This is a genomic window from Halonotius sp. GCM10025705, from assembly GCF_042662885.1.
In the GTDB taxonomy this organism is placed as follows: domain Archaea; phylum Halobacteriota; class Halobacteria; order Halobacteriales; family Haloferacaceae; genus Halonotius; species Halonotius aquaticus.
In genome coordinates, this window is sequence record NZ_JBHSZD010000001.1 from 1,444,343 (window position 1) to 1,461,424 (window position 17,082).

Consider the following 17,082-nt stretch of genomic DNA (forward strand, 5'->3'; position numbering starts at 1 on the left):
TTTGCCCGCCGGGCAAAAACGACAGACAGTGAGTTCCGAAGCCGGTGGGGACGACACGGCCAACGATCCAGTCCGCCAGTCGGATGCGCCCGATGGCGATGTGACGCAGGTAGGCGCAGACGAAAAACCAGACGGCGAGGGGTTCGATCGACACGGCTGGGTGTTGGTCGCCGGTGTCGTGGCCTGTTTCTTAGTTGTACCTGGACTCATCTATCTCCGGCCAGCCATCCCGGCTGCCGCGGGGTTGCCGTTCTTTGCGACGTTTCTGATCCTCCCGCTGGTACCGGCGGTACTACTCGGGCTGTTGGCTGTGTGGTCGATGCGGGCGGCCGCCTGAACACGCGAGGGAGACGTGAGCTAACTCCGCAACTGGGTGGGCCGCACTCGGATACCGAATAACATATACAACGACCCACAGAGTACGTCACATGGACATCGACGAGTATCGTGATCACGTCGAAGCGCAGGTGGTAGATCACGAGTACGACCCACTGCCGCCCGAAGAGGCAAACCCGTTCGATCCGGTGTGGTACAAGGAAGACGAAGATCCGACGATCGGCCGAACAAAGGTCTACGTGACGATCAACGAGGATCTCGAGCTTGATCCTGAGACCGTCAAGACGACGACCGAATCCTTCCGAACGCTTGTCGGCTCGGCCTCGCCGCCGACCGACGGCTCCTTCCAGAATCTCTTTGGCTACATCGTCTACCCGCGGGCCTCACCCGACGCGGAGTTGATCGAGTTTGCCACCGAGGAGTTCACCGTCGCCAACCGACGAACAAACGTCTTTCCGCTGCTGTATGATCTCGACAGCGACACGCTGCATACCCACACCGTCCCGCGGCTGAAGGGGCGTGGCTTCTATGAGAAACAGAAGTTCGACGCCGAGGAACTGTTGACGCCATCGTCGGAGTGAGTCACTGACGCACGCCGGCAGCAGGTATTACGCAGTCCAGCCCGTTGGTATCGTATGGACGCTTCTGTACGGTCGGACGCAGCAACCGCCAGAGGTGACGACCGGCCGGGCGAATCGGTCGTCGTCGAGACCAACGGGATTCGGCTCCACACACGACAGGCTGGCCCCAAAGACGGGCCACTCGTAATCTTACTGCATGGGTTTCCGGAGTTTTGGGACGGCTGGCATCGACAGATCGAGCCGCTGGCCGATGCCGGCTACCGCGTCGTCGTCCCCGACCAGCGCGGCTACAACCGCAGCGACAAACCCGACGGTGTCGCCAGCTACCACATCGAGGAGTTGGCCGCCGATGTGATCGGCCTTATCGACGATGCCGACCGTGAGACTGCGGCGGTCGCGGGCCACGACTGGGGGCGGCCGTCGCGTGGTGGCTCGCGCTCAGTCATCCTGCGCGGATCGCGTCGCTGACCGCGGTCAACGTGCCGCACCCGACGGTGATGGAGGACACACTCCGGCGCAGTCTCTCACAACTGCGGAAAAGCTGGTACATGTTTGCGTTTCAGCTCCCGGTGCTGCCGGAGACGATTGCGACTGCCAACGACTTTCGGGCACTGCAGCGCGGACTGACCGAGAGCAGTCGCCCCGGGACGTTCTCGGCGACGGATCTTCGGCGATACCACGAGGCGTGGACACAGCCGGGGGCGGTAACCGCGATGATCAACTGGTATCGGGCGATGGGGCGGTATCGACCGCGGCCGCCACAACAGCAGGTGTCGGTGCCGACGCTCGTCATGTGGGGACAGCAGGACGAATTTCTGGAATCAACGATGGCCGAGGAGAGTCTAGACTACTGCGAGGAGGGGCAGTTGGTGACGTTTCCGTCAGCGACGCATTGGGTACTGCATGAGCGACCTGAAGAAACGGCCGAAGCGTTGCTGGCACATCTCGATGCGACGATGTAGTGACCGGTGTGAACATAGTGGCCGACGGCCTGCTTTTTACAGTTGAGCCCGTAACATCGGGTATGCTACTCGTGCGCGGTCACGGCGGCGGGACGGATCTCACGGGCACGGTCTTCGAGCGCGGCGAGGAGCCACCGAGCTACAAGGGCACCCCAAACGCCGACGCGCCCTACGTCTGGGTCTGTGACTCCTTTTATGCGGTCGAGAGCGGTGGCTCGCCGATCGAGGTCGACGGCGAGGAGGTGCGGATCGCCTTCGAGTCGCCGATGCCGCGCGGCTTCGAGACAAAGAGCAGGCCGTCGAGGCGGCCAAAGAACACGTCGTCACGCAGTTCGTCCGCATCGGCGTCGACAGCGACACCGTCGATGTCGAGGTCGAATCCGCCGAACCAACAGTCGACTAATATTCGTCTCCCCAGCGGCGTTTGTCGTGGGTTGACTGTTGTTCGCTGTGGAGGATGGTTTCGAACTTCCTACGGAGGGCTGCCTTCTCCGAAGCGCTGATTTTGGCGAGTTCGTCGGCTTTATCGACGGCCGTCGGCGGCCCGCGTTCAGCGGCTACCTCCGAAAGAATCTGCGTTTGAAGCTGCTGGCGCGTCTCCGGATCACGACTGACCGCGTAGGGAGCTTCGACCTTGTAACAAAGGTCGGTTCGGGGGTCGTAGATCACAAAGAACGTCACCTCGTAGCATTCGGGCTCAAGTGTTCTCTCGACACCAAGGGCGTCGCCGTCAGCCGCCATTGCGCCATCAGGCCCGCCGCGAGAGATGAACCATGAGGTGACGGTAAGTTCGTCTGTACGGCGGTTCGCTCCGGGTTCGGCTTCGACAGCCGATCCAGTGTCGTCAACCTGCTGTTCGAGCAACCGCGTGAAGAAGCCGGTATCGTCAGGCCACGGCGCGTCAAAGCCAACCTCTTTGTCGGCGAGCGCACCGGTGATCACACGAGCCGAGGGGTTCTTGACGAACCCCGCAATCGGGGTTCCTTCCTCAACAAACCGTTCGACAAGCCGAACGTAATTTTTGAGGACGTTCTTCGGACGCGCCTCATAGGTCAGCGCGTCGAGTTCGGGGTTGCGATCTCGCCACGTCAGGATCTCTTTTGGATACAGTGGCCCATCGAGTAAGAGGAGATCCTCAACCGTGTTGGCGTGTTTTCTGGCGTGGTGTCCCTCCGCGAGATACAGCGAGAGTGCGTGGACGACCGCCTCCGCATATCGGTTGACCTGTGGCGCGCGGATCACGCGCCGCTGGCTGTGGCCTTCGTCAATGGACACCCAGTCGGAGTCCAACGATCGGGTGCGGTCGTTCGTGTGGACAGTTGCGACAATCGTCCGAGCGCGATGGATCGAAAGATCCGACGGATCGACCGCCATCGCGGCGTGGGCGAGATCCAGCACGAGCCCATTTTTGAACGAGGTCGGGTTGATCGTCCCCGAGTCGATGCCGTGGACGGTCGGAAACGGTCGCTCCGCCAGCGCGATATCGTCGATAGCGACACGGGCCCGCTGTTGCTCGCCGAGCGGTTCGACCACGGTGCGGCCGCGGGCGTCGGTAAGCGGATCGAGCCACGACTCCCAGACGGTTTCGGCGACATCGTCGTGGTCGCTGTCGTCGACCGAGTCGGCGACCGATCCCGCAAGCCGGGCGATGGCGTCGACGTGGATCGGATCAAGTGTCATACCCCTACCGGGGTGAGGGATCGTGAAAAGAACGGTGGTCAGCCCCCGGTGTCGCTAGCCTCATACCCTTGGAGCCAGAACGACCATCCATGTCGATACGCGGGGTCGCCTTCGACCTCGATTATACGCTCGCGGTGCCTGATCGCGACCGGGAGACGCTACTGGCGGAGGCTGTCGAGCAAGCCGACGCGCCGCCGATCTCCCGAGGCGAGTACATTCAAGCCCACCGCAATCACCTCACGACAGACAGCCGCGCGCCGATCTTCGCCGAGTTGCTGGCCGACGATACCACAGAGACCGATCCCGACCAGTTGGCCGCCGCCTACCGTGATGCTGTCACCAACGCCCTCGTGCCGATCCCCGATGCCGAAGCCCTGTTGCGTGAGCTTCGGGCTGACTACCGTGTTGGCCTTCTCACGAATGGCCCAGTTCGCGCCCAACGATCAAAGATTGAGTATCTCGACTGGGAGCCGCTGTTTGATACGACACTCGTGACCGGCGAACTCGACGCGGGGAAACCCGATGCAGCCGCCTTCGACGCGCTGTTGGACGCACTTGGAACAACCCCCAGGAGACGATCTTTATCGGCGATACACCCGACGAGGATATCTCCGGTGCCGACGCTGTCGGTATCCACACCATTCAAGTGCTGTTCGACGGTGGCCCACAGAAGGATCCGCGAGCCGATGCCTACATCGAGCGCGACCGGCTTGCCGCCGATCTTCCGGGACTACTCGCCGCCTTCTGAGAGCATCGTAACCAGTCAGCCGATCGACGACGCCAACAGTATTGTTCAGCTGACGACAGATACTACTGGCAAGTCGTGTCGTCGCCTACAGGGTTTATATAACCGGTTTCGAATTGTTATGGTGGTCGTCCTGTCTGCCCGGAGGACGAACCCACATCGGCACACGCCGGTGTTGCCATAATCCACGGCCGGGCGGTTTCAACACGCCGAGCGACAGCACGCACGGTTTGAGCCAACAGCGTCGGCGGTCTATGCTTCAACAAACTGCTTGCCGAGCGTCTCAGATTCGATCCCCCAGCCGTCGGCCGGTTCCTCGGCCTCGGGCTTGTAGTACCGGATCGCCTCGTGGCCATCAGGCGCGGCATCGCTGAGATACGCCAACTCAGAGATCTCGATCCAGTCGTCGCCCGCGGGTTGGTCGGTTTGTGTGTCGGTGATTCGCCCGTCGTCGGCAGTCCGAATGTATCGTGTCATAGCTCACCACTGGGTAGTCCGCACCGCTGGCCAAACGATTCGACCCATTCGATTTGTATGTACTGCGGTTGGGGGCAGGTGACGCACAGCCGCCACTTACTCTGCGGTCGTCGACACTGCGGTGACGACAGCCTCGAAGACCGGAATCACCCGTTTTGCGTCAACGCCGTCGGTAATACTGATCAGTGCGGTGTCGTCGTCAACATCGACAGTCGATCCAACATCGAGAGCAGCCGTCGTCGCGGCCTCGGCAGCGCGATCAGCCGCGACACTGAACTTGACTTGGGCACGTGCTGGCTGGACAGAGACGGTCGCAATCTCGGTTGTTTCGGCGTCGACATCGCTTGCGGAATCGGCGGCGAGCGTCGGTCGGCCGCGGTCGTCAGTCGTAAGGGCGGCACTGTCGGCGACATGAACGACACGGTAGGCGAACGCTCCTCGTCGGTCGCCTCGACATCCGGGTCGGCGTCGGCGACAACAACAGTGGCGAGGGCGGACTGGTCGCCGGTCAGTTCGCTGGCCAGTAGTTGCGCGATGCGTTTGCCGTCGCGGAGGCGATCCTGTACCATAGCTGCGAATGCGTGATCCACACGCAAATGGGTCGTGTTTGCTGGCCGCGGGGCTTACTCATCGTCGGTCGCCAGCTCTGTCCGAACCGCGTTGGCGGCGGCAGCAACATCGATCCCCTCGCGGGTGGCGACAAGCACCGCCGCCGCCTCAAGTGTGATTCCAAGGCGGCGTTGGGTTTCGTTGGCGGCGGCAACAGCCTCCTGTTTGGCCATCCCAGCGTCGGTCATGCGATCTAAGAGTTGCTCGAAGGTCGACTGCTCACGGAGAATATCGGTGTCGGGCGTGTAGTCCGCCGGGATATCGACGGCATCGAGATCGAACGTGGCCACGAGATCACCATCGACCTTCTCTAAGAGGCCGCGGCCGACCGCCACATCGACCAGCCGTTTGGCCTGATCCGGCGAGAACCACTCCCGGTCAAGCGAGAGCGCGACGACAAAGGCCCCCTCGCCCAGCCGGTCGGTGCCCTCCTGCCGAAACGGCACCGCGACAGCGACCTGCAGGCTCATAGCGAAGGGAGACAGCGAGAGGAACCTAACGCTTGCGACTCCGGGGGCGTTCCGAGCGATTCAAGTAGCTGCTGGGGGTTGTGATGGGTATGAAAGATCAGGGACGCTCGGCGCGGAAACGCACCGGCGGCCGACTCAAGCACGCCAGCAAGAAGAAACGACACCAGCTCGGACGCGAACCAGCCGAGACAACCGTCGACGACCCACGATTCCGCGTCATCGACGCCCGTGGCACCGATGACAAACTGCGAGCCCTCTCGACGAATGTCGCCCAGCTCGCCGACGGCGGCGAGACGATCGAGGTCGAAATCGAGGATGTCGTCGAAAACCCGGCGAACGTCAACTACGCCCGCCGAAACATCATCACCAAGGGCGCAATTATCGAGACCAGCGAGGGCCAGGCCCGTGTCACCTCCCGACCCGGCCAAGTCGGCCAGGTCAACGCCGTCGCCCTCGACTAACGGGGTTTCTTCTTTCGCCGCTTACAAGCCGGCCCACGCCGAGAGACCGATATGGAACTCGCCGAGTTCGTCAGCCGACTTGACGACCGTCTTGCCACCGATGCCTACAGCGATGTCGACGCCAGCGCGAACGGGCTACAGGTCGGCCCGACCGACGCGACCGTCGAGCATGCGGCCTTTGCTGTCGATGCCGCCGAGGCGACGATCAGCGCCGCGGCCGGCGCTGACAGCGATGTCCTCGTCGTCCACCACGGGCTCTCGTGGGGCGGGATCGAGCGTGTCACCGACCGCCAGTATGACCGGATCGCCGCCCTCGTCGACAACGACATCGCGCTGTACGTCTCGCATCTCCCGCTTGACGGCCACCAGACGCTGGGGAACGCGGCCGTCCTCGCCGACCTGCTCGATCTCGATGAGACCGACCCCTTCGGCTCGATGGGGCCGGTCACCGTCGGCCAGCAGGGGGCCGCGCCAGCATCGTTGACACGGGCGGAGTTGACGGCGACGCTCGAAGCCGAACTCGAAGCCGACGACCTGCAGGTACTCGATTTTGGTCCGAGGATATCGACCAGGTCGCCATCGTCACCGGCAGCGGGACGGACTGGCTAGATGAAGCCCGCGAGGTTGGCGCGGACACGCTGATTACGGGCGAGGGCAAACAGCAGGTCTACCATCGCGCGAGAGAGGCCGGCATCAACGTCATCTTGGCCGGCCACTACGCCACCGAGACCGGCGGCGTCCAACAACTCCAGGCCCTCGCCGAGGAGTGGGGGCTAACGACAAGCTATCACAGCCACCCGACAGGGCTCTGACTGACGGCGCTTACTCGTCGGCCACGTTGTCGACACCGCCATCAGTCGCCGGTGCGGCCAGCAAGGACTCAAGCGTTCTGACGCGATAGTCGCCGAGGACACACCGCCCGCGGGTGTCGTGGCCGTGGCGTTCGACATGGACGCCATCAAGGCCGGCGTTCCACGCCGCGCCGATGTCGACAGCCGCATCGCCGACGAGCGCGCCGTGGTGGTCGTCGTCGACGCCCAATCCAGCCATCGCCTGCCGTACCGGGTCGGGATCGGGCTTCCAGCCCAGCTCGTCAGTACAGCAGACGACCTCGTCGAACCAGTCGGCGATATCGAGATGCTGCAACACAGGGGTCGTCAAAAACTCCTGGCAGTGGGTGACGAGGCCGACCGGTGTTGATCGGTCAGTGATCGTCCGAAGCAACGTGGCGGCGTCGTCGTGGAGGTAGGTCGCTTCCGCGCGCTGCTGTGGCTCTTCGATCTCGTGGAAGGCCGCCCAGAACGGATCAGGGTCGACACCGAACTCCTGCAGCGTTGCGTTTCGTGGGCCACCGAGACCATGCCAGAGGATCTCGGCTTCCCGATCGGTGAACCGACGGTCGAGTCGCTGGCCAACACGATCGAAGATATCGCGGATATACCCCCACTCCGCGTCGATGATCGTGCCATCGAGATCGAATAGCCAGAAGTCGTACTCGTCGGTGACCATCGACCGAAAGCTACGGCGGGCAGCTATATTTGTGTTGTGGCGAGCCAGGAATCGGATCGGGACAAAAGGTTATGCCGAGATAGGAGCTATATCGGGACAGTGGTCACAGATGAAACTTGATGACACACATATCGCCATGTTGGTCGGGCCGGGCTTCGAAGACCTCGAATTTTGGGCCGTCTACATGCGCATGCAAGAGGAAGGCGCAGCGATCGATGTCGTCGGCACAGAGGCCGGCGTCGAGTATACAGGCAAAAGCGGCGGGCTCACCGCCGAAACCGAGGTCGCCGCCGCGGACATCGACCCGACGGCTGTTGATGCGGTGTTGGTACCTGGTGGCTGGACACCCGACAAGATCCGCCGCGATGAGTCGGTGTGTGCGCTTGTCCGGGAAGCCCACGAGGCCGGCAAGATCATCGGCCTGATCTGTCACGCCGGACTGGTCGGGATTTCCGCCGGCATCGTCGAAGGCTCGGACGCAACGGGATCGCAGGGGATCAAAGACGACCTCATCAACGCCGGGGCGAACTGGGTCGACGAACCGGCGTTTCGGGACGGCAACATCGTCTGGGGCCGCGTCGTCGCGGATATCCCCGATTACAACCGCGTGCTGGTGGAGACACTGGCCGAACACTCATCATAGAGGCGATGGCAACGAGGCCATCGGGCTTCTGATAGCATGATCGGTCACTGCACGGAAGAGTTGACAGACGACGACCCCACTCGTTAGGTGTCGGGGATCGCCTCGGCGTCCCGGACGTGGATCGAACTGCCGAGATGTTGGTGGACGACGGCGTCGACCGAGTCGGCATTGAACCGCGAGAGATCGGTCTCGATTTCGTTTTCAAGTGCGGCCCGGTAGGCCGCGTCGGTTTCAAGTTCGCTGAAGCTGGCGTCGACAACCTCCACGCCGAGTTTCTCCGTCAAGAGAGATTGCATATGCTCGGCGTCAGCAATATCGCCGCGCCAGAGATTGTACTGGAAAAACAGCCAGCCATCAGTTCCCGGCGTCGCAGCCGGGAGTCGACAGACCGTCTCAAAGCGATGAGGATCGAGATGAGCCCCTGATGGATCGAGCTGGACTGTCACCCGAAACACGTAGTTCGCCTGCATACTGGCTTCCCCGCAGGCTCAGTTATCAGAGAGCTGTTCGAGCACGTGCTGAGGGATTTCTTCGGGATCGACACCGTCAGGGAGTCCCGCAGGCGACTTCGGCGGGCCGGCTTGTGTATCGCTGTCGCTGCCAGCAGGCGTCTCGTCGTTGTCATCGGCCTCGGTGTCAGCATTGTCGACGTCCAACTCGTCGACAGCGTCGTCTGTCGGAACCGGGCCGTCAAACTCAGGATTGAACAGCTGCATCGCCGTCTGGATCGTCGTCCAATCGTCCTCGGCGGCGGCCTCACGCAGGCTCTTCGTCGGCGCGGCCAGCAGTTGGCTGACCAGCGAGTCCGCCAGCGACTCGATAACCTCGCGGTGGGTCTCGGTCAGCTCGGCGTTGGCATCGAGCTTGGCCATCGCGGTGCCGACCTCCCGGTTTTTGACGCGTTCGGCACTCTCGTACATCGTACTGATCGCCTCGTCGGCGCGCTTGCGTTTGAATAGCGCGAGCAAGCGGTCGAACTCCTCGTCGATCATCGTCTCAACCTCAGCGGCGGCATCCTCTCGGCGAGCGTGGGTTTCGGCGGTGATCGCCTCCAGGGCGTCGATATCGTGGATCGTCACCCCGGCCTCGGCGTCGGCGTCGGGCTCGATATCCCGCGGTTGGGCGAGGTCAATACAGAGTGTCTCGCCGGCACTCGCCAGCTCCTCGGCTGCGAGGACGTGATCTGGGCTCCCGGTTGCGGCGATCACCACATCGGCTCGGTCGGCGGCGGCCCCGGCTGCCGACAGCCCGATCGCACTTGCGTCGGTCGACACGGTGTCGGCGACGTGGGTTGCATGCGGGATCGTTCGGTTGGCGATCAACAGGCGATCAACCGCGGTTTCGGCGATCGCTTCGGCGGCGATCGTCCCCATCTCGCCGGCCCCAAGAATCAGGGCGGTCGCGCCGTCAAGATCAATCTCGCGGTCGGCGAGCGTGACGGCGGCCGAGCCAAGCGAGACGACGCCCTCGTTGATCGCGGTCTCGGTGCGGGCGCGCTCGCCGACGTGGACGGCCTTCATCAGCGCGTCCTCTAACATCGGCCCAAGCCCCTCAGCGCGTCGGGCGATCTCGATGGCGTCTTTCAGCTGCCCGATGATCTGATCCTCGCCGAGGACGAGCGATTCGAGCCCGGCGGCCAGTCGCATCAGATGGCGCAGGCTCGCCTCGTGGGCCATCGTGACGACCGCCCCGGAGCGAACTGGCTCGGCGATCTCCGCGAGGGCGTCGCGGCCCTGATCGGCACGGTCGGTGACGACGTAGGCCTCCGCGCGGTTGCACGTCTGGATAGCGAACGCTTCCCGGACGCCCGGCGTCGCCAGCAGGTCGGCGATCCGGTCGGCAACATCGTCCGCGCTGGCGGCCTCGATCTCGTCGACGGTCGCCGTATCGTGGGCGACGCGGACGCCGGTGATGACGCCGTTGCGTATCATGTATCCTCCCCTGTGCGGTGATCCTGCATTACGCGTGCTGCCTCTTCTTCAGCGTTGGCGATTCCCGTATGTAAAGCCTTCCAAACCGCCGGCGAGCGGACGACCGCACGGAGCATCGCCCGCCGCGTCTCGGGGGACTCAGTTTCCTTCAACTCAGCCCGAAGCCGACCCGTCAGCTCGGCCATCTTCCCTGCCTGGTCGATCTCGCTGTCGATCTGTTCACGGAGATAGCGAGCGAGTGCTGGGCTCTGCCCGCCGGTCGAAATGGCCACCGAGACCGATCCATCGTCGACGGTGGCGGGGACGACGACGCTGCCGACCGACCGCTCGCCCGCGCGATCGGTGCGGTTGACAAGTACGTCGCGGTCGGCAGCTGTCTCGGCGACAGCGGCGTTGAGCTCGCTGTCGTCGGTGGCTGCAACAGCCAACGCGGGGTCGACGCGGCTGAACCAGTCGGCGACAGTCGCCGACGTTGGTGCGGCCCGAACCCGCTCGACAGGCGGAAATTCGGGCTCCGCGAAGCGATCGTCGAAGGTTGGGCTGACAACGATCACGTCGGCTTCGGCGGCGAACCGCTTGGCCTTCCGTGCGCCGACGCTGCCGCCGCCGAAGATGAGCACCGTCGCGTCAGTGAAATCGTGATAAAGTGGGATCATTGTGCGCTGGTGTGGGGGAGTCGGCACCCCACAGACTGCTATCAGCCCGGTGGTCGGCTGCCGTGCGGTCTGGCTCACAACTGGCCACAACTCAGCGACGACAGCCGATTAGTACTCTGGTCTCCGCGTCGAAACACGGCCTATTTCAGGGCGTCTTCGACCGGCGGGACGACCTGTTTTTTGCGGGACATCACGCCCGGCAGGAACGCCTCCCGGTCGGTGAATGTCGCATCGAGAGCGTCGCCGACAGCCTCGGTGTGGTCGCCAGCGATGAACGCCGTTGACTCCTCTTCGAGCAGGTCGGTGACGAGCACGAGCAACACGGCGTAGCCGCGCTCGGCGACAACCTCGTCCATCGCCTCGATGACCGCATCGCGCTGGTCGAGCACGGTTTCGGGTTCGACCGTCTCGATCTGACCGATGCCCAGCACGTCGTCGCCGATGTCGTACTCCTTGAAGTCCCCAAGCACCATCTCGCGGGGGCTTTTCTCGCCGAGTTTGCTCTTTTGGGCCAACAGTTCCTTGCCGTAGTCCTCGTAGTCGACGCCGGCGATGTCGGCCAGTCGCTCGGCGACCTCACGGTCGGTATCGGTCGTCGTCGGCGACCGGAGCACGACGGTGTCGCTGAGCAGGCCACTGAGCAGCAGTCCCGCGGTTTCTTCGTCGATGTCGACGCCGGCCTCATCGTAGAGGCCGGTGAGGATCGTCCCCGTCGAGCCGACCGGTTCGGCGCGGAAGGAGATCGGATCGCCGGTCGTCACGTCGCCGATGCGGTGGTGGTCGACGACCTGGGTGATCGTCGCCTCGCGTGCGCCCGCGACAGTTTGGCTGTATTCGTTGTGATCGACGAGCAGCAGTTCCTCGTCGGTTGCGTCCTCCAGCAGCGTCGGCGAGTCGACGCCCCACCGATCAAGGACGAATTCGGTTTCAGGGTTGAGTTCGCCGGCGCGGGCGGCAACGACATCGGTGCCCTGCGCCTGTTTCAGGCGAGCGAGGGCGATCGCAGAAATGACCGTATCCGTGTCGGGCTGTTGGTGGCCAATAGCGTAGGCGGATTGTGACATGCCCGAGTGACGGCACTACAGTTGTAAGAACGTTCCCAAACGACCGCGCCGCGAGCTACGTAGAGCCAGCCCGGCCGCCGGTGGCGTCGACACCAACACCCACGACTGTTTTACTCCCGGCTCCGAAACGGGCCTGTAGTGTTCACACCGAGTCGATCGAGAGAGTCGCCACCAACCAGCCATCAGCCATGCGCCTGATCCAAACACTCGTCCCGGAGGGGAAACGGCAGCTTGTCATCGATCTCTTAGAGGACGCGGAGATCGATTACGCGATGACGAGTGAGACCTCCCGGAGCGATTACAGCGACATCGTCTACATCCCGACCGATGTCGACAGCGTCGAGGGGATCCTCGATGAGCTTCGAGATGTCGGCGTCGAGCGCGACGGCTACATGATCGTCTCCGATGTCGAGACCATCGTCTCCGATCGCTTCGAACAACAGCAGGCCGACGACGAGGACGACGAGGAGACAAACGGCGTCGCCGAGGACGAACGCATCTCCAGAGAGGAACTCCAGACGAAGGCGCGAAATCTCTCCCGGAGCACCACCAACTACATCGCGTTGACGCTGATCAGCGCGATTGTCGCCACCGCCGGCCTCCTGCAGGACAGCGCGGCGGTCGTCGTCGGCTCGATGGTGATCGCGCCGCTGATCGGGCCGGCGATGGCCTCCTGTGTTGGCACGGTCATCAGCGACGACGCGCTGTTCTGGGAGGATGCGCTCGCAGGCGATCGGCCTCGCGGTCGCAGTTGTCAGTGCGACGCTGTTTGCCGCCGGCTACCGGGCCGTCCTCGCGCCGGAACTCGAATTGCTCCTCATCCAGCAGGTCGCCGAACGCGCCCACCCCGGCCTGCTCTCGTTGGCGATCGCACTGGGCGCAGGGATCGCCGGCGCGCTGTCGCTTACTTCCGGGGCCGACGAGGCGTTGGTCGGGGTCATGATCGCCGTCGCGTTGATGCCGCCGGCGGCGGCGGTCGGCCTTGGGATCGCCTACGTCGACCCGACGCTTGCGGTCGGCGCGGGCGTGTTGGTGTCGGTCAATCTGTTGTCGATCAACGTCGCCGGCGTGGCGACCGTCTGGGTGCGGCGATACAAGCCGACCCACTGGTACGATGCCAAGGAAGCCCGGCGGTTGACCGGGCGGCGACTGCTGATATTCGGGGTGTCGATCCTGATTCTTACGTCGTTTTTGGCGACCAGTTCGCTGGCAGCCCGCGAAAACGCCCAGTTCGAAACCGAGGTTGAGACGATCGCCGACGATGCAACCGAGAACCTGCTTGCTGTGGAGTTCACCTACGAGCCAAACCTCCTGACCCAACAGCCCGACACCGTGACAGTGCGTGTCTACGGTGAGAATCCACCGACAGCAGCCGCACTCAGGGAGCGTATCCGGGAGCGAACCGGCGTCGATGTCGGCGTGCGCGTTGTCACCGAGCAGATCAGCCGCGCCTGAGCCGGTTGGCCCGCATAGCCTTTTACCCCAGTAGGCCGCAGGGAGCGATAGATGCAGGTTGATGCGTTGCCGCTTGCGACGCCACACGTCGCCCACTTCCAGCGACAGGGGATCGAAGAGCTGTACCCACCCCAAGCCGAGACGGTTGAGGCCGGGATCTGTGCCGGCGGAAACGTTATCGCGGCGATCCCGACCGCCAGCGGCAAGACCCTGATCGCCCAACTCGCTATGCTGACCGCCGACGGGCCAGGGCTGTATATCGTCCCGCTGCGGGCCCTCGCCACGGAAAAACACGCCACGTTCAGCGAGTTACCGGGTGTCGATGTCGGCATCGCCACCGGCGATTATGATTCGCCGGCTGCGGAGCTCGCCGACCACGATATCGTCGTCGCCACAAGCGAGAAGGTCGACTCCGCGATTCGCAACGGCGCGTCGTGGGTCGACGACATCGGCTGTGTCGTCGTCGACGAAGTCCACCTACTCGGCCAGGCGGATCGCGGGCCGACACTTGAGGTCACGCTGGCGCACCTCCGGCGGCTCACACCAGGTGTCCAACTGGTCGCGCTGTCGGCGACCGTCGCCAACGCCGACGAGATCGCCGACTGGCTCGGCGCGGAACTCGTCGAATCCGACTGGCGACCCGTCGATCTCCGTACCGGTGTCGCCGACAGCGACGCCATCACATATGACGACAACACGTCCGATCCACTCGGGATCGACGCCGCGGAACTACCACCAGATGCGGATCTCGATACCGAAACGACCGCCCGGCTCGTCGACGACGCCCTCGCCGACGGCGGCCAGTCGCTGGCGTTTGTCCGCTCCCGGCGGGAAGCCGAATCGCTCGCCGAGCGACTGCGCGGCGACGCTGACGATATCAGCGACACCACGCAGGCCGACCGCGAGGCCGTCGCCGACGAGATCGAGACCCTCGACGGCACCGTCACCGGCCAGCGACTCGCCGACTGTGTTCGCGATGGCGTCGCCTTCCATCACGCCGGGCTCCGAAGCGGCCACCGTGCGCTTGTCGAGTCGGCGTTCCGGGAGCGGACGCTGGATGCCATCTGTGCGACGCCGACGCTGGCCGCCGGTGTCAACGTCCCTGCCCGCCGGGTCGTCGTCCGCGACCAGCAACGCTACACCGGCTCGGGAACGGAGTGGCTGCCCGTCCTCGAAATCCACCAGATGTGCGGGCGGGCCGGTCGACCGCATCTCGACCCCTACGGCGAGGCGATCCTCGTCGATACCGACGACCCTGAGGCGTTGGCCGAGCGGTATCTCGGTGCCGACCCCGAAGCCGTCGAATCGAAGCTGCGAGCGAGGCCGCGCTGCGAACCCACGTGCTGTCGATTATCGCCTCCGGCTTCGCGGAGACCGAATCCGGGATCTTGGATGTACTGGCGGCGACGTTTTACGCCCACCAAACGCCGGTCGACGACCTCGCTGGCATCGTCGCCGCCGTCATCGAGGAGTTGATCGAGATGGGACTGGTCATCCACAACTCGGCTGATGGCACCGACAACGCGGACAGTCGCGTGCTGGCGGCAACTGAGATCGGCGCGACCGTCTCAACGCAGTACATCACCCCCGAAACCGGGGTGCGGATCGTTGAGGGACTGCGGACAGCCGGAGAAATGGCCGAGCCAACCGCGCTCACCGCCTTGGAGATCATCTGTGACACGCCGGATATGCACGATACCTACCTCGGCAACGAGGAGCGGGCGGCGATCTACGAGTACGCCCGCCAGCACGCCGACGAGTTCACGACGGCGATGGGCGACGCCGAGGACTTCGAGCGATGGCTTGAAGCGGTTAAAACCGCCCGTATCCTCGCCGAATGGAGCGAGGGCGCCACGATCGAGACGCTCGTCGAACGGTATCGCCTCGGCCCCGGTGATCTTGATTCACGGATCGAGCGCGCCGACTGGCTGTTGAGCGCGGCCGACGCCGTCGCCGACGTGCTTGGGGTCTCGTTGCCGGCGATCAGCCGCGTCCGCACACAGCTCTAAGCTTGGTGAGTCGCCGTCGGGAAGACGAGGAGAGTATTATCTCAATACTATTTCTTTGACGATCCGGCAGACTGCAGCCCGATCGGTCAGTTCTTGGGAACTTATTTATGCGTTCCAGCGGAGCTATCTGTATCCGTGTCGAACAACCGATCCGCCGTTGGGCATCTCGGCGGCGGGGACGCGCCGCCCTGCAAACAGCCCTTAGAGGTCATTGAGACCGAGCAGGGCTACGTCTGTCGTGAGTTCCGGCGCACCCCCGAGGAGGCGACGATCTTTTCGGTTCACCGCCGGCGGATGGAGGCGATGGCGGCCGCCTCAGATCGGTTGGAGGCCGACCGCCACCCCTGTACGCTGCGGTGGGACTCAGAGACAAGCGTCGGCGATGTCTACTGGAACGATCTGTTTAGCACGCTGCGGGTCACCTACAGCCAGCTGTTGAAAAAATGGCTCGTCGTCCCCGAGGGCGAACGCTACGTGTTCGGCTCCGCAAGCGCGGTCAAACAGGCCTACGAGTACGGCAAACAGGCCCAAGAGCAGTTTGATTTTAAGGAATTGGCGGTGCACGCACGAGACGGGTCGATCGAGAAAACCGTTGAACACCCGTTTCTCCGAGAGTCGATCACCGACGCGAACGTGAAATTCAATCGCTGAGCCCGAGAGCGGCCGAGGGGAGCCGACCGACCAGCGGTGCGACAGGCTCAACACGCCGGCCGGTCGTGGATCGATATGACCGACATTCACCCTGATCAGCGGGTTGCCGTGCTCGCTGACTCCCAGAACCTGTATCATACGGCCCACAGCGACTACTCACGGAACATCGACTACGAGGGGCTGTTGACCGAGGCGGTCGCCGGCCGCGAGTTGACCCGAGCGATCGCCTATGTGATCCGGGCGGACGCACCCAACGAGGAGGATTTCTTCGACGCCCTCGTCGACATCGGCTTCGAGACCAAGATCAAGGCGATCAAGACGTTCGGTGACGGCAGCAAGAAGGCCGACTGGGATGTCGGGATGAGCCTCGATGCGATCACGCTGGCCGACCACGTCGATACGGTCGTACTGTGTACCGGCGATGGCGACTTCTCGCGGCTCTGTTCGCACCTCCGTCATGAGGGCGTCCGCGTTGAGGTGATGGCCTTTGGCTCCTCGACAGCTGAGGAGCTGATCGACGCGACAGATGAGTTCACCGATCTCGCCGACAACAAAGAGCAGTTCCTCCTGTAGATGCCCACAAGCACCCAGATCGAGGGGCTTGCCCTCCCGTTTACGTTCGGCGTGGCGATCGGCCTTGCACTCGGCCGAACACTGCTCCAGAGCACGCTCGCCGGCGTCGCCATCGGGCTTGTCCTGTTCGCGCTGTTGGCGTGGGTTCGGCAGCGACTCGTCTCATAGCTACACCCGGTATCGTCGCCACAGACAACCCCGCTTTTGTACGCCCGACGAGACACCAACTGTATGAGCGATGAGGCAGCCAGCCGGGGGCGACACCCCCAA

19 protein-coding genes and 5 pseudogenes are annotated in these 17,082 nt (G+C 63.7%); 13 read left to right on the forward strand and 11 right to left on the reverse strand.

Translation table 11 applies throughout. From position 1 onward, the window contains the following. The first annotated feature begins 28 nt into the window (after window positions 1–28). The 4 genes and pseudogenes from ACFQJB_RS08085 to ACFQJB_RS08100 all read left to right on the forward strand — a co-directional run bounded on the left by ACFQJB_RS08085 (window position 29) and on the right by ACFQJB_RS08100 (window position 2,282). On the forward strand, window positions 29–337 hold the full coding sequence (locus ACFQJB_RS08085) for a hypothetical protein (RefSeq protein ID WP_379726001.1): 309 nt from the start codon (window positions 29–31) through the stop codon (window positions 335–337). A 91-nt stretch (window positions 338–428) separates the two neighbouring features. Beyond that, window positions 429–917, forward strand: a complete 489-nt coding sequence (locus tag ACFQJB_RS08090) for a hypothetical protein (RefSeq protein WP_379726004.1) — start codon at window positions 429–431, stop codon at window positions 915–917. Window positions 918–971: 54 nt separating this feature from the next. Then, window positions 972–1,879, forward strand: a pseudogene (locus ACFQJB_RS08095) (alpha/beta fold hydrolase). A 62-nt stretch (window positions 1,880–1,941) separates the two neighbouring features. After that, a pseudogene (locus ACFQJB_RS08100) lies at window positions 1,942–2,282 on the forward strand (hypothetical protein). Here ACFQJB_RS08100 and ACFQJB_RS08105 read toward each other — a convergent pair. Then, a complete protein-coding gene (locus ACFQJB_RS08105) occupies window positions 2,279–3,559 on the reverse strand; it encodes a DNA double-strand break repair nuclease NurA (RefSeq protein ID WP_379726006.1) in 1,281 nt (426 codons plus the stop codon). The pseudogene ACFQJB_RS08100 and the gene ACFQJB_RS08105 sit on opposite strands and share 4 nt — an antisense overlap. An 89-nt stretch (window positions 3,560–3,648) precedes the next feature. On the opposite strand from ACFQJB_RS08105, the pseudogene ACFQJB_RS08110 reads away from it, so the two are divergent. Then, a pseudogene (locus ACFQJB_RS08110) lies at window positions 3,649–4,307 on the forward strand (HAD family hydrolase). Between the two features lie 249 nt (window positions 4,308–4,556). Here ACFQJB_RS08110 and ACFQJB_RS08115 read toward each other — a convergent pair. The 3 genes from ACFQJB_RS08115 to ACFQJB_RS08125 all read right to left on the reverse strand — a co-directional run bounded on the left by ACFQJB_RS08115 (window position 4,557) and on the right by ACFQJB_RS08125 (window position 5,860). Then, entirely contained in the window at window positions 4,557–4,781 is a 225-nt protein-coding gene (locus ACFQJB_RS08115; RefSeq protein WP_379726009.1) for a hypothetical protein, read from the reverse strand. A 182-nt stretch (window positions 4,782–4,963) separates the two neighbouring features. Beyond that, window positions 4,964–5,350, reverse strand: coding sequence for a hypothetical protein (locus ACFQJB_RS08120; RefSeq protein ID WP_379726012.1), 387 nt, complete (start codon window positions 5,348–5,350; stop codon window positions 4,964–4,966). A gap of 54 nt (window positions 5,351–5,404) precedes the next feature. Beyond that, complete coding sequence (locus ACFQJB_RS08125; RefSeq protein ID WP_379726015.1) at window positions 5,405–5,860, reverse strand: DUF2240 family protein; 456 nt, start codon at window positions 5,858–5,860, stop codon at window positions 5,405–5,407. A gap of 89 nt (window positions 5,861–5,949) precedes the next feature. Between ACFQJB_RS08125 and ACFQJB_RS08130 the strand changes: the two genes are divergently transcribed. Further along, window positions 5,950–6,321: a 30S ribosomal protein S8e gene (locus tag ACFQJB_RS08130; protein WP_379726018.1), complete on the forward strand. Its 372-nt coding sequence runs from the start codon at window positions 5,950–5,952 to the stop codon at window positions 6,319–6,321. 51 nt (window positions 6,322–6,372) lie between these two features. Beyond that, window positions 6,373–7,133 (forward strand): annotated as a pseudogene (locus ACFQJB_RS08135) (Nif3-like dinuclear metal center hexameric protein). A gap of 10 nt (window positions 7,134–7,143) precedes the next feature. Here the strand turns inward: ACFQJB_RS08135 and ACFQJB_RS08140 are convergent. Then, complete coding sequence (locus ACFQJB_RS08140) at window positions 7,144–7,830, reverse strand: HAD family hydrolase (protein ID WP_379726020.1); 687 nt, start codon at window positions 7,828–7,830, stop codon at window positions 7,144–7,146. Between the two features lie 109 nt (window positions 7,831–7,939). Here ACFQJB_RS08140 and ACFQJB_RS08145 point away from each other — a divergent pair, with 109 nt between their 5' ends. Beyond that, on the forward strand, window positions 7,940–8,473 hold the full coding sequence (locus tag ACFQJB_RS08145) for a type 1 glutamine amidotransferase domain-containing protein (protein WP_379726023.1): 534 nt from the start codon (window positions 7,940–7,942) through the stop codon (window positions 8,471–8,473). Between the two features lie 83 nt (window positions 8,474–8,556). Here the strand turns inward: ACFQJB_RS08145 and lwrS are convergent, their stop codons facing one another. The 6 genes from lwrS to ACFQJB_RS08175 all read right to left on the reverse strand — a co-directional run bounded on the left by lwrS (window position 8,557) and on the right by ACFQJB_RS08175 (window position 12,815). Further along, a complete protein-coding gene (gene lwrS / locus ACFQJB_RS08150) occupies window positions 8,557–8,943 on the reverse strand; it encodes an LWR-salt protein (RefSeq protein ID WP_379726026.1) in 387 nt (128 codons plus the stop codon). An 18-nt stretch (window positions 8,944–8,961) separates the two neighbouring features. Next, window positions 8,962–10,404: a glutamyl-tRNA reductase gene (gene hemA, locus ACFQJB_RS08155; protein WP_379726029.1), complete on the reverse strand. Its 1,443-nt coding sequence runs from the start codon at window positions 10,402–10,404 to the stop codon at window positions 8,962–8,964. Continuing rightward, a complete protein-coding gene (locus ACFQJB_RS08160) occupies window positions 10,401–11,060 on the reverse strand; it encodes a precorrin-2 dehydrogenase/sirohydrochlorin ferrochelatase family protein (RefSeq protein WP_379727994.1) in 660 nt (219 codons plus the stop codon). The genes hemA and ACFQJB_RS08160 overlap by 4 nt, the downstream gene beginning before the upstream one ends. A gap of 140 nt (window positions 11,061–11,200) precedes the next feature. Continuing rightward, window positions 11,201–12,124 (reverse strand): manganese-dependent inorganic pyrophosphatase, encoded by a 924-nt coding sequence (locus ACFQJB_RS08165; RefSeq protein ID WP_379726032.1) that lies wholly within the window; start codon window positions 12,122–12,124, stop codon window positions 11,201–11,203. Window positions 12,125–12,369: 245 nt separating this feature from the next. Beyond that, entirely contained in the window at window positions 12,370–12,564 is a 195-nt protein-coding gene (locus tag ACFQJB_RS08170; protein WP_379726035.1) for a hypothetical protein, read from the reverse strand. Window positions 12,565–12,677: 113 nt separating this feature from the next. Beyond that, complete coding sequence (locus ACFQJB_RS08175; RefSeq protein ID WP_379726038.1) at window positions 12,678–12,815, reverse strand: hypothetical protein; 138 nt, start codon at window positions 12,813–12,815, stop codon at window positions 12,678–12,680. A 26-nt stretch (window positions 12,816–12,841) separates the two neighbouring features. Here ACFQJB_RS08175 and ACFQJB_RS08180 point away from each other — a divergent pair, with 26 nt between their 5' ends. From ACFQJB_RS08180 to ACFQJB_RS08200, 5 genes and pseudogenes are all read left to right on the forward strand, one after another. Next, window positions 12,842–13,579 (forward strand): DUF389 domain-containing protein, encoded by a 738-nt coding sequence (locus ACFQJB_RS08180; protein ID WP_379726040.1) that lies wholly within the window; start codon window positions 12,842–12,844, stop codon window positions 13,577–13,579. Between the two features lie 51 nt (window positions 13,580–13,630). Further along, window positions 13,631–15,588: pseudogene (locus ACFQJB_RS08185) on the forward strand (DEAD/DEAH box helicase). Window positions 15,589–15,723: 135 nt separating this feature from the next. Further along, the gene (locus ACFQJB_RS08190; protein WP_379726043.1) at window positions 15,724–16,239 is read left to right on the forward strand and encodes a hypothetical protein; all 516 of its coding nucleotides are present in this window, start codon (window positions 15,724–15,726) and stop codon (window positions 16,237–16,239) included. Window positions 16,240–16,314: 75 nt separating this feature from the next. Beyond that, window positions 16,315–16,812: an NYN domain-containing protein gene (locus ACFQJB_RS08195; protein WP_120102196.1), complete on the forward strand. Its 498-nt coding sequence runs from the start codon at window positions 16,315–16,317 to the stop codon at window positions 16,810–16,812. Continuing rightward, window positions 16,813–16,980, forward strand: a complete 168-nt coding sequence (locus tag ACFQJB_RS08200) for a hypothetical protein (RefSeq protein WP_165853255.1) — start codon at window positions 16,813–16,815, stop codon at window positions 16,978–16,980. The last annotated feature ends 102 nt before the right edge of the window (window positions 16,981–17,082 follow it).

Excerpts from the sequence above, each read along its gene's own strand:
- ACFQJB_RS08090 (WP_379726004.1), top strand. The coding sequence starts at position 429 with ATGGACATCGACGAGTATCGTGATCACGTCGAAGCGCAGGTGGTAGAT.
- ACFQJB_RS08105 (WP_379726006.1), bottom strand. The coding sequence starts at position 3,559 with ATGACACTTGATCCGATCCACGTCGACGCCATCGCCCGGCTTGCGGGA.
- ACFQJB_RS08115 (WP_379726009.1), bottom strand. The coding sequence starts at position 4,781 with ATGACACGATACATTCGGACTGCCGACGACGGGCGAATCACCGACACA.
- ACFQJB_RS08120 (WP_379726012.1), bottom strand. The coding sequence starts at position 5,350 with ATGGTACAGGATCGCCTCCGCGACGGCAAACGCATCGCGCAACTACTG.
- ACFQJB_RS08125 (WP_379726015.1), bottom strand. The coding sequence starts at position 5,860 with ATGAGCCTGCAGGTCGCTGTCGCGGTGCCGTTTCGGCAGGAGGGCACC.
- ACFQJB_RS08130 (WP_379726018.1), top strand. The coding sequence starts at position 5,950 with ATGAAAGATCAGGGACGCTCGGCGCGGAAACGCACCGGCGGCCGACTC.
- ACFQJB_RS08140 (WP_379726020.1), bottom strand. The coding sequence starts at position 7,830 with ATGGTCACCGACGAGTACGACTTCTGGCTATTCGATCTCGATGGCACG.
- ACFQJB_RS08145 (WP_379726023.1), top strand. The coding sequence starts at position 7,940 with ATGAAACTTGATGACACACATATCGCCATGTTGGTCGGGCCGGGCTTC.
- lwrS (WP_379726026.1), bottom strand. The coding sequence starts at position 8,943 with ATGCAGGCGAACTACGTGTTTCGGGTGACAGTCCAGCTCGATCCATCA.
- hemA (WP_379726029.1), bottom strand. The coding sequence starts at position 10,404 with ATGATACGCAACGGCGTCATCACCGGCGTCCGCGTCGCCCACGATACG.
- ACFQJB_RS08160 (WP_379727994.1), bottom strand. The coding sequence starts at position 11,060 with ATGATCCCACTTTATCACGATTTCACTGACGCGACGGTGCTCATCTTC.
- ACFQJB_RS08165 (WP_379726032.1), bottom strand. The coding sequence starts at position 12,124 with ATGTCACAATCCGCCTACGCTATTGGCCACCAACAGCCCGACACGGAT.
- ACFQJB_RS08175 (WP_379726038.1), bottom strand. The coding sequence starts at position 12,815 with ATGACCGTGCCAACACAGGAGGCCATCGCCGGCCCGATCAGCGGCGCG.
- ACFQJB_RS08180 (WP_379726040.1), top strand. The coding sequence starts at position 12,842 with ATGCGCTCGCAGGCGATCGGCCTCGCGGTCGCAGTTGTCAGTGCGACG.
- ACFQJB_RS08195 (WP_120102196.1), top strand. The coding sequence starts at position 16,315 with ATGACCGACATTCACCCTGATCAGCGGGTTGCCGTGCTCGCTGACTCC.
- ACFQJB_RS08200 (WP_165853255.1), top strand. The coding sequence starts at position 16,813 with ATGCCCACAAGCACCCAGATCGAGGGGCTTGCCCTCCCGTTTACGTTC.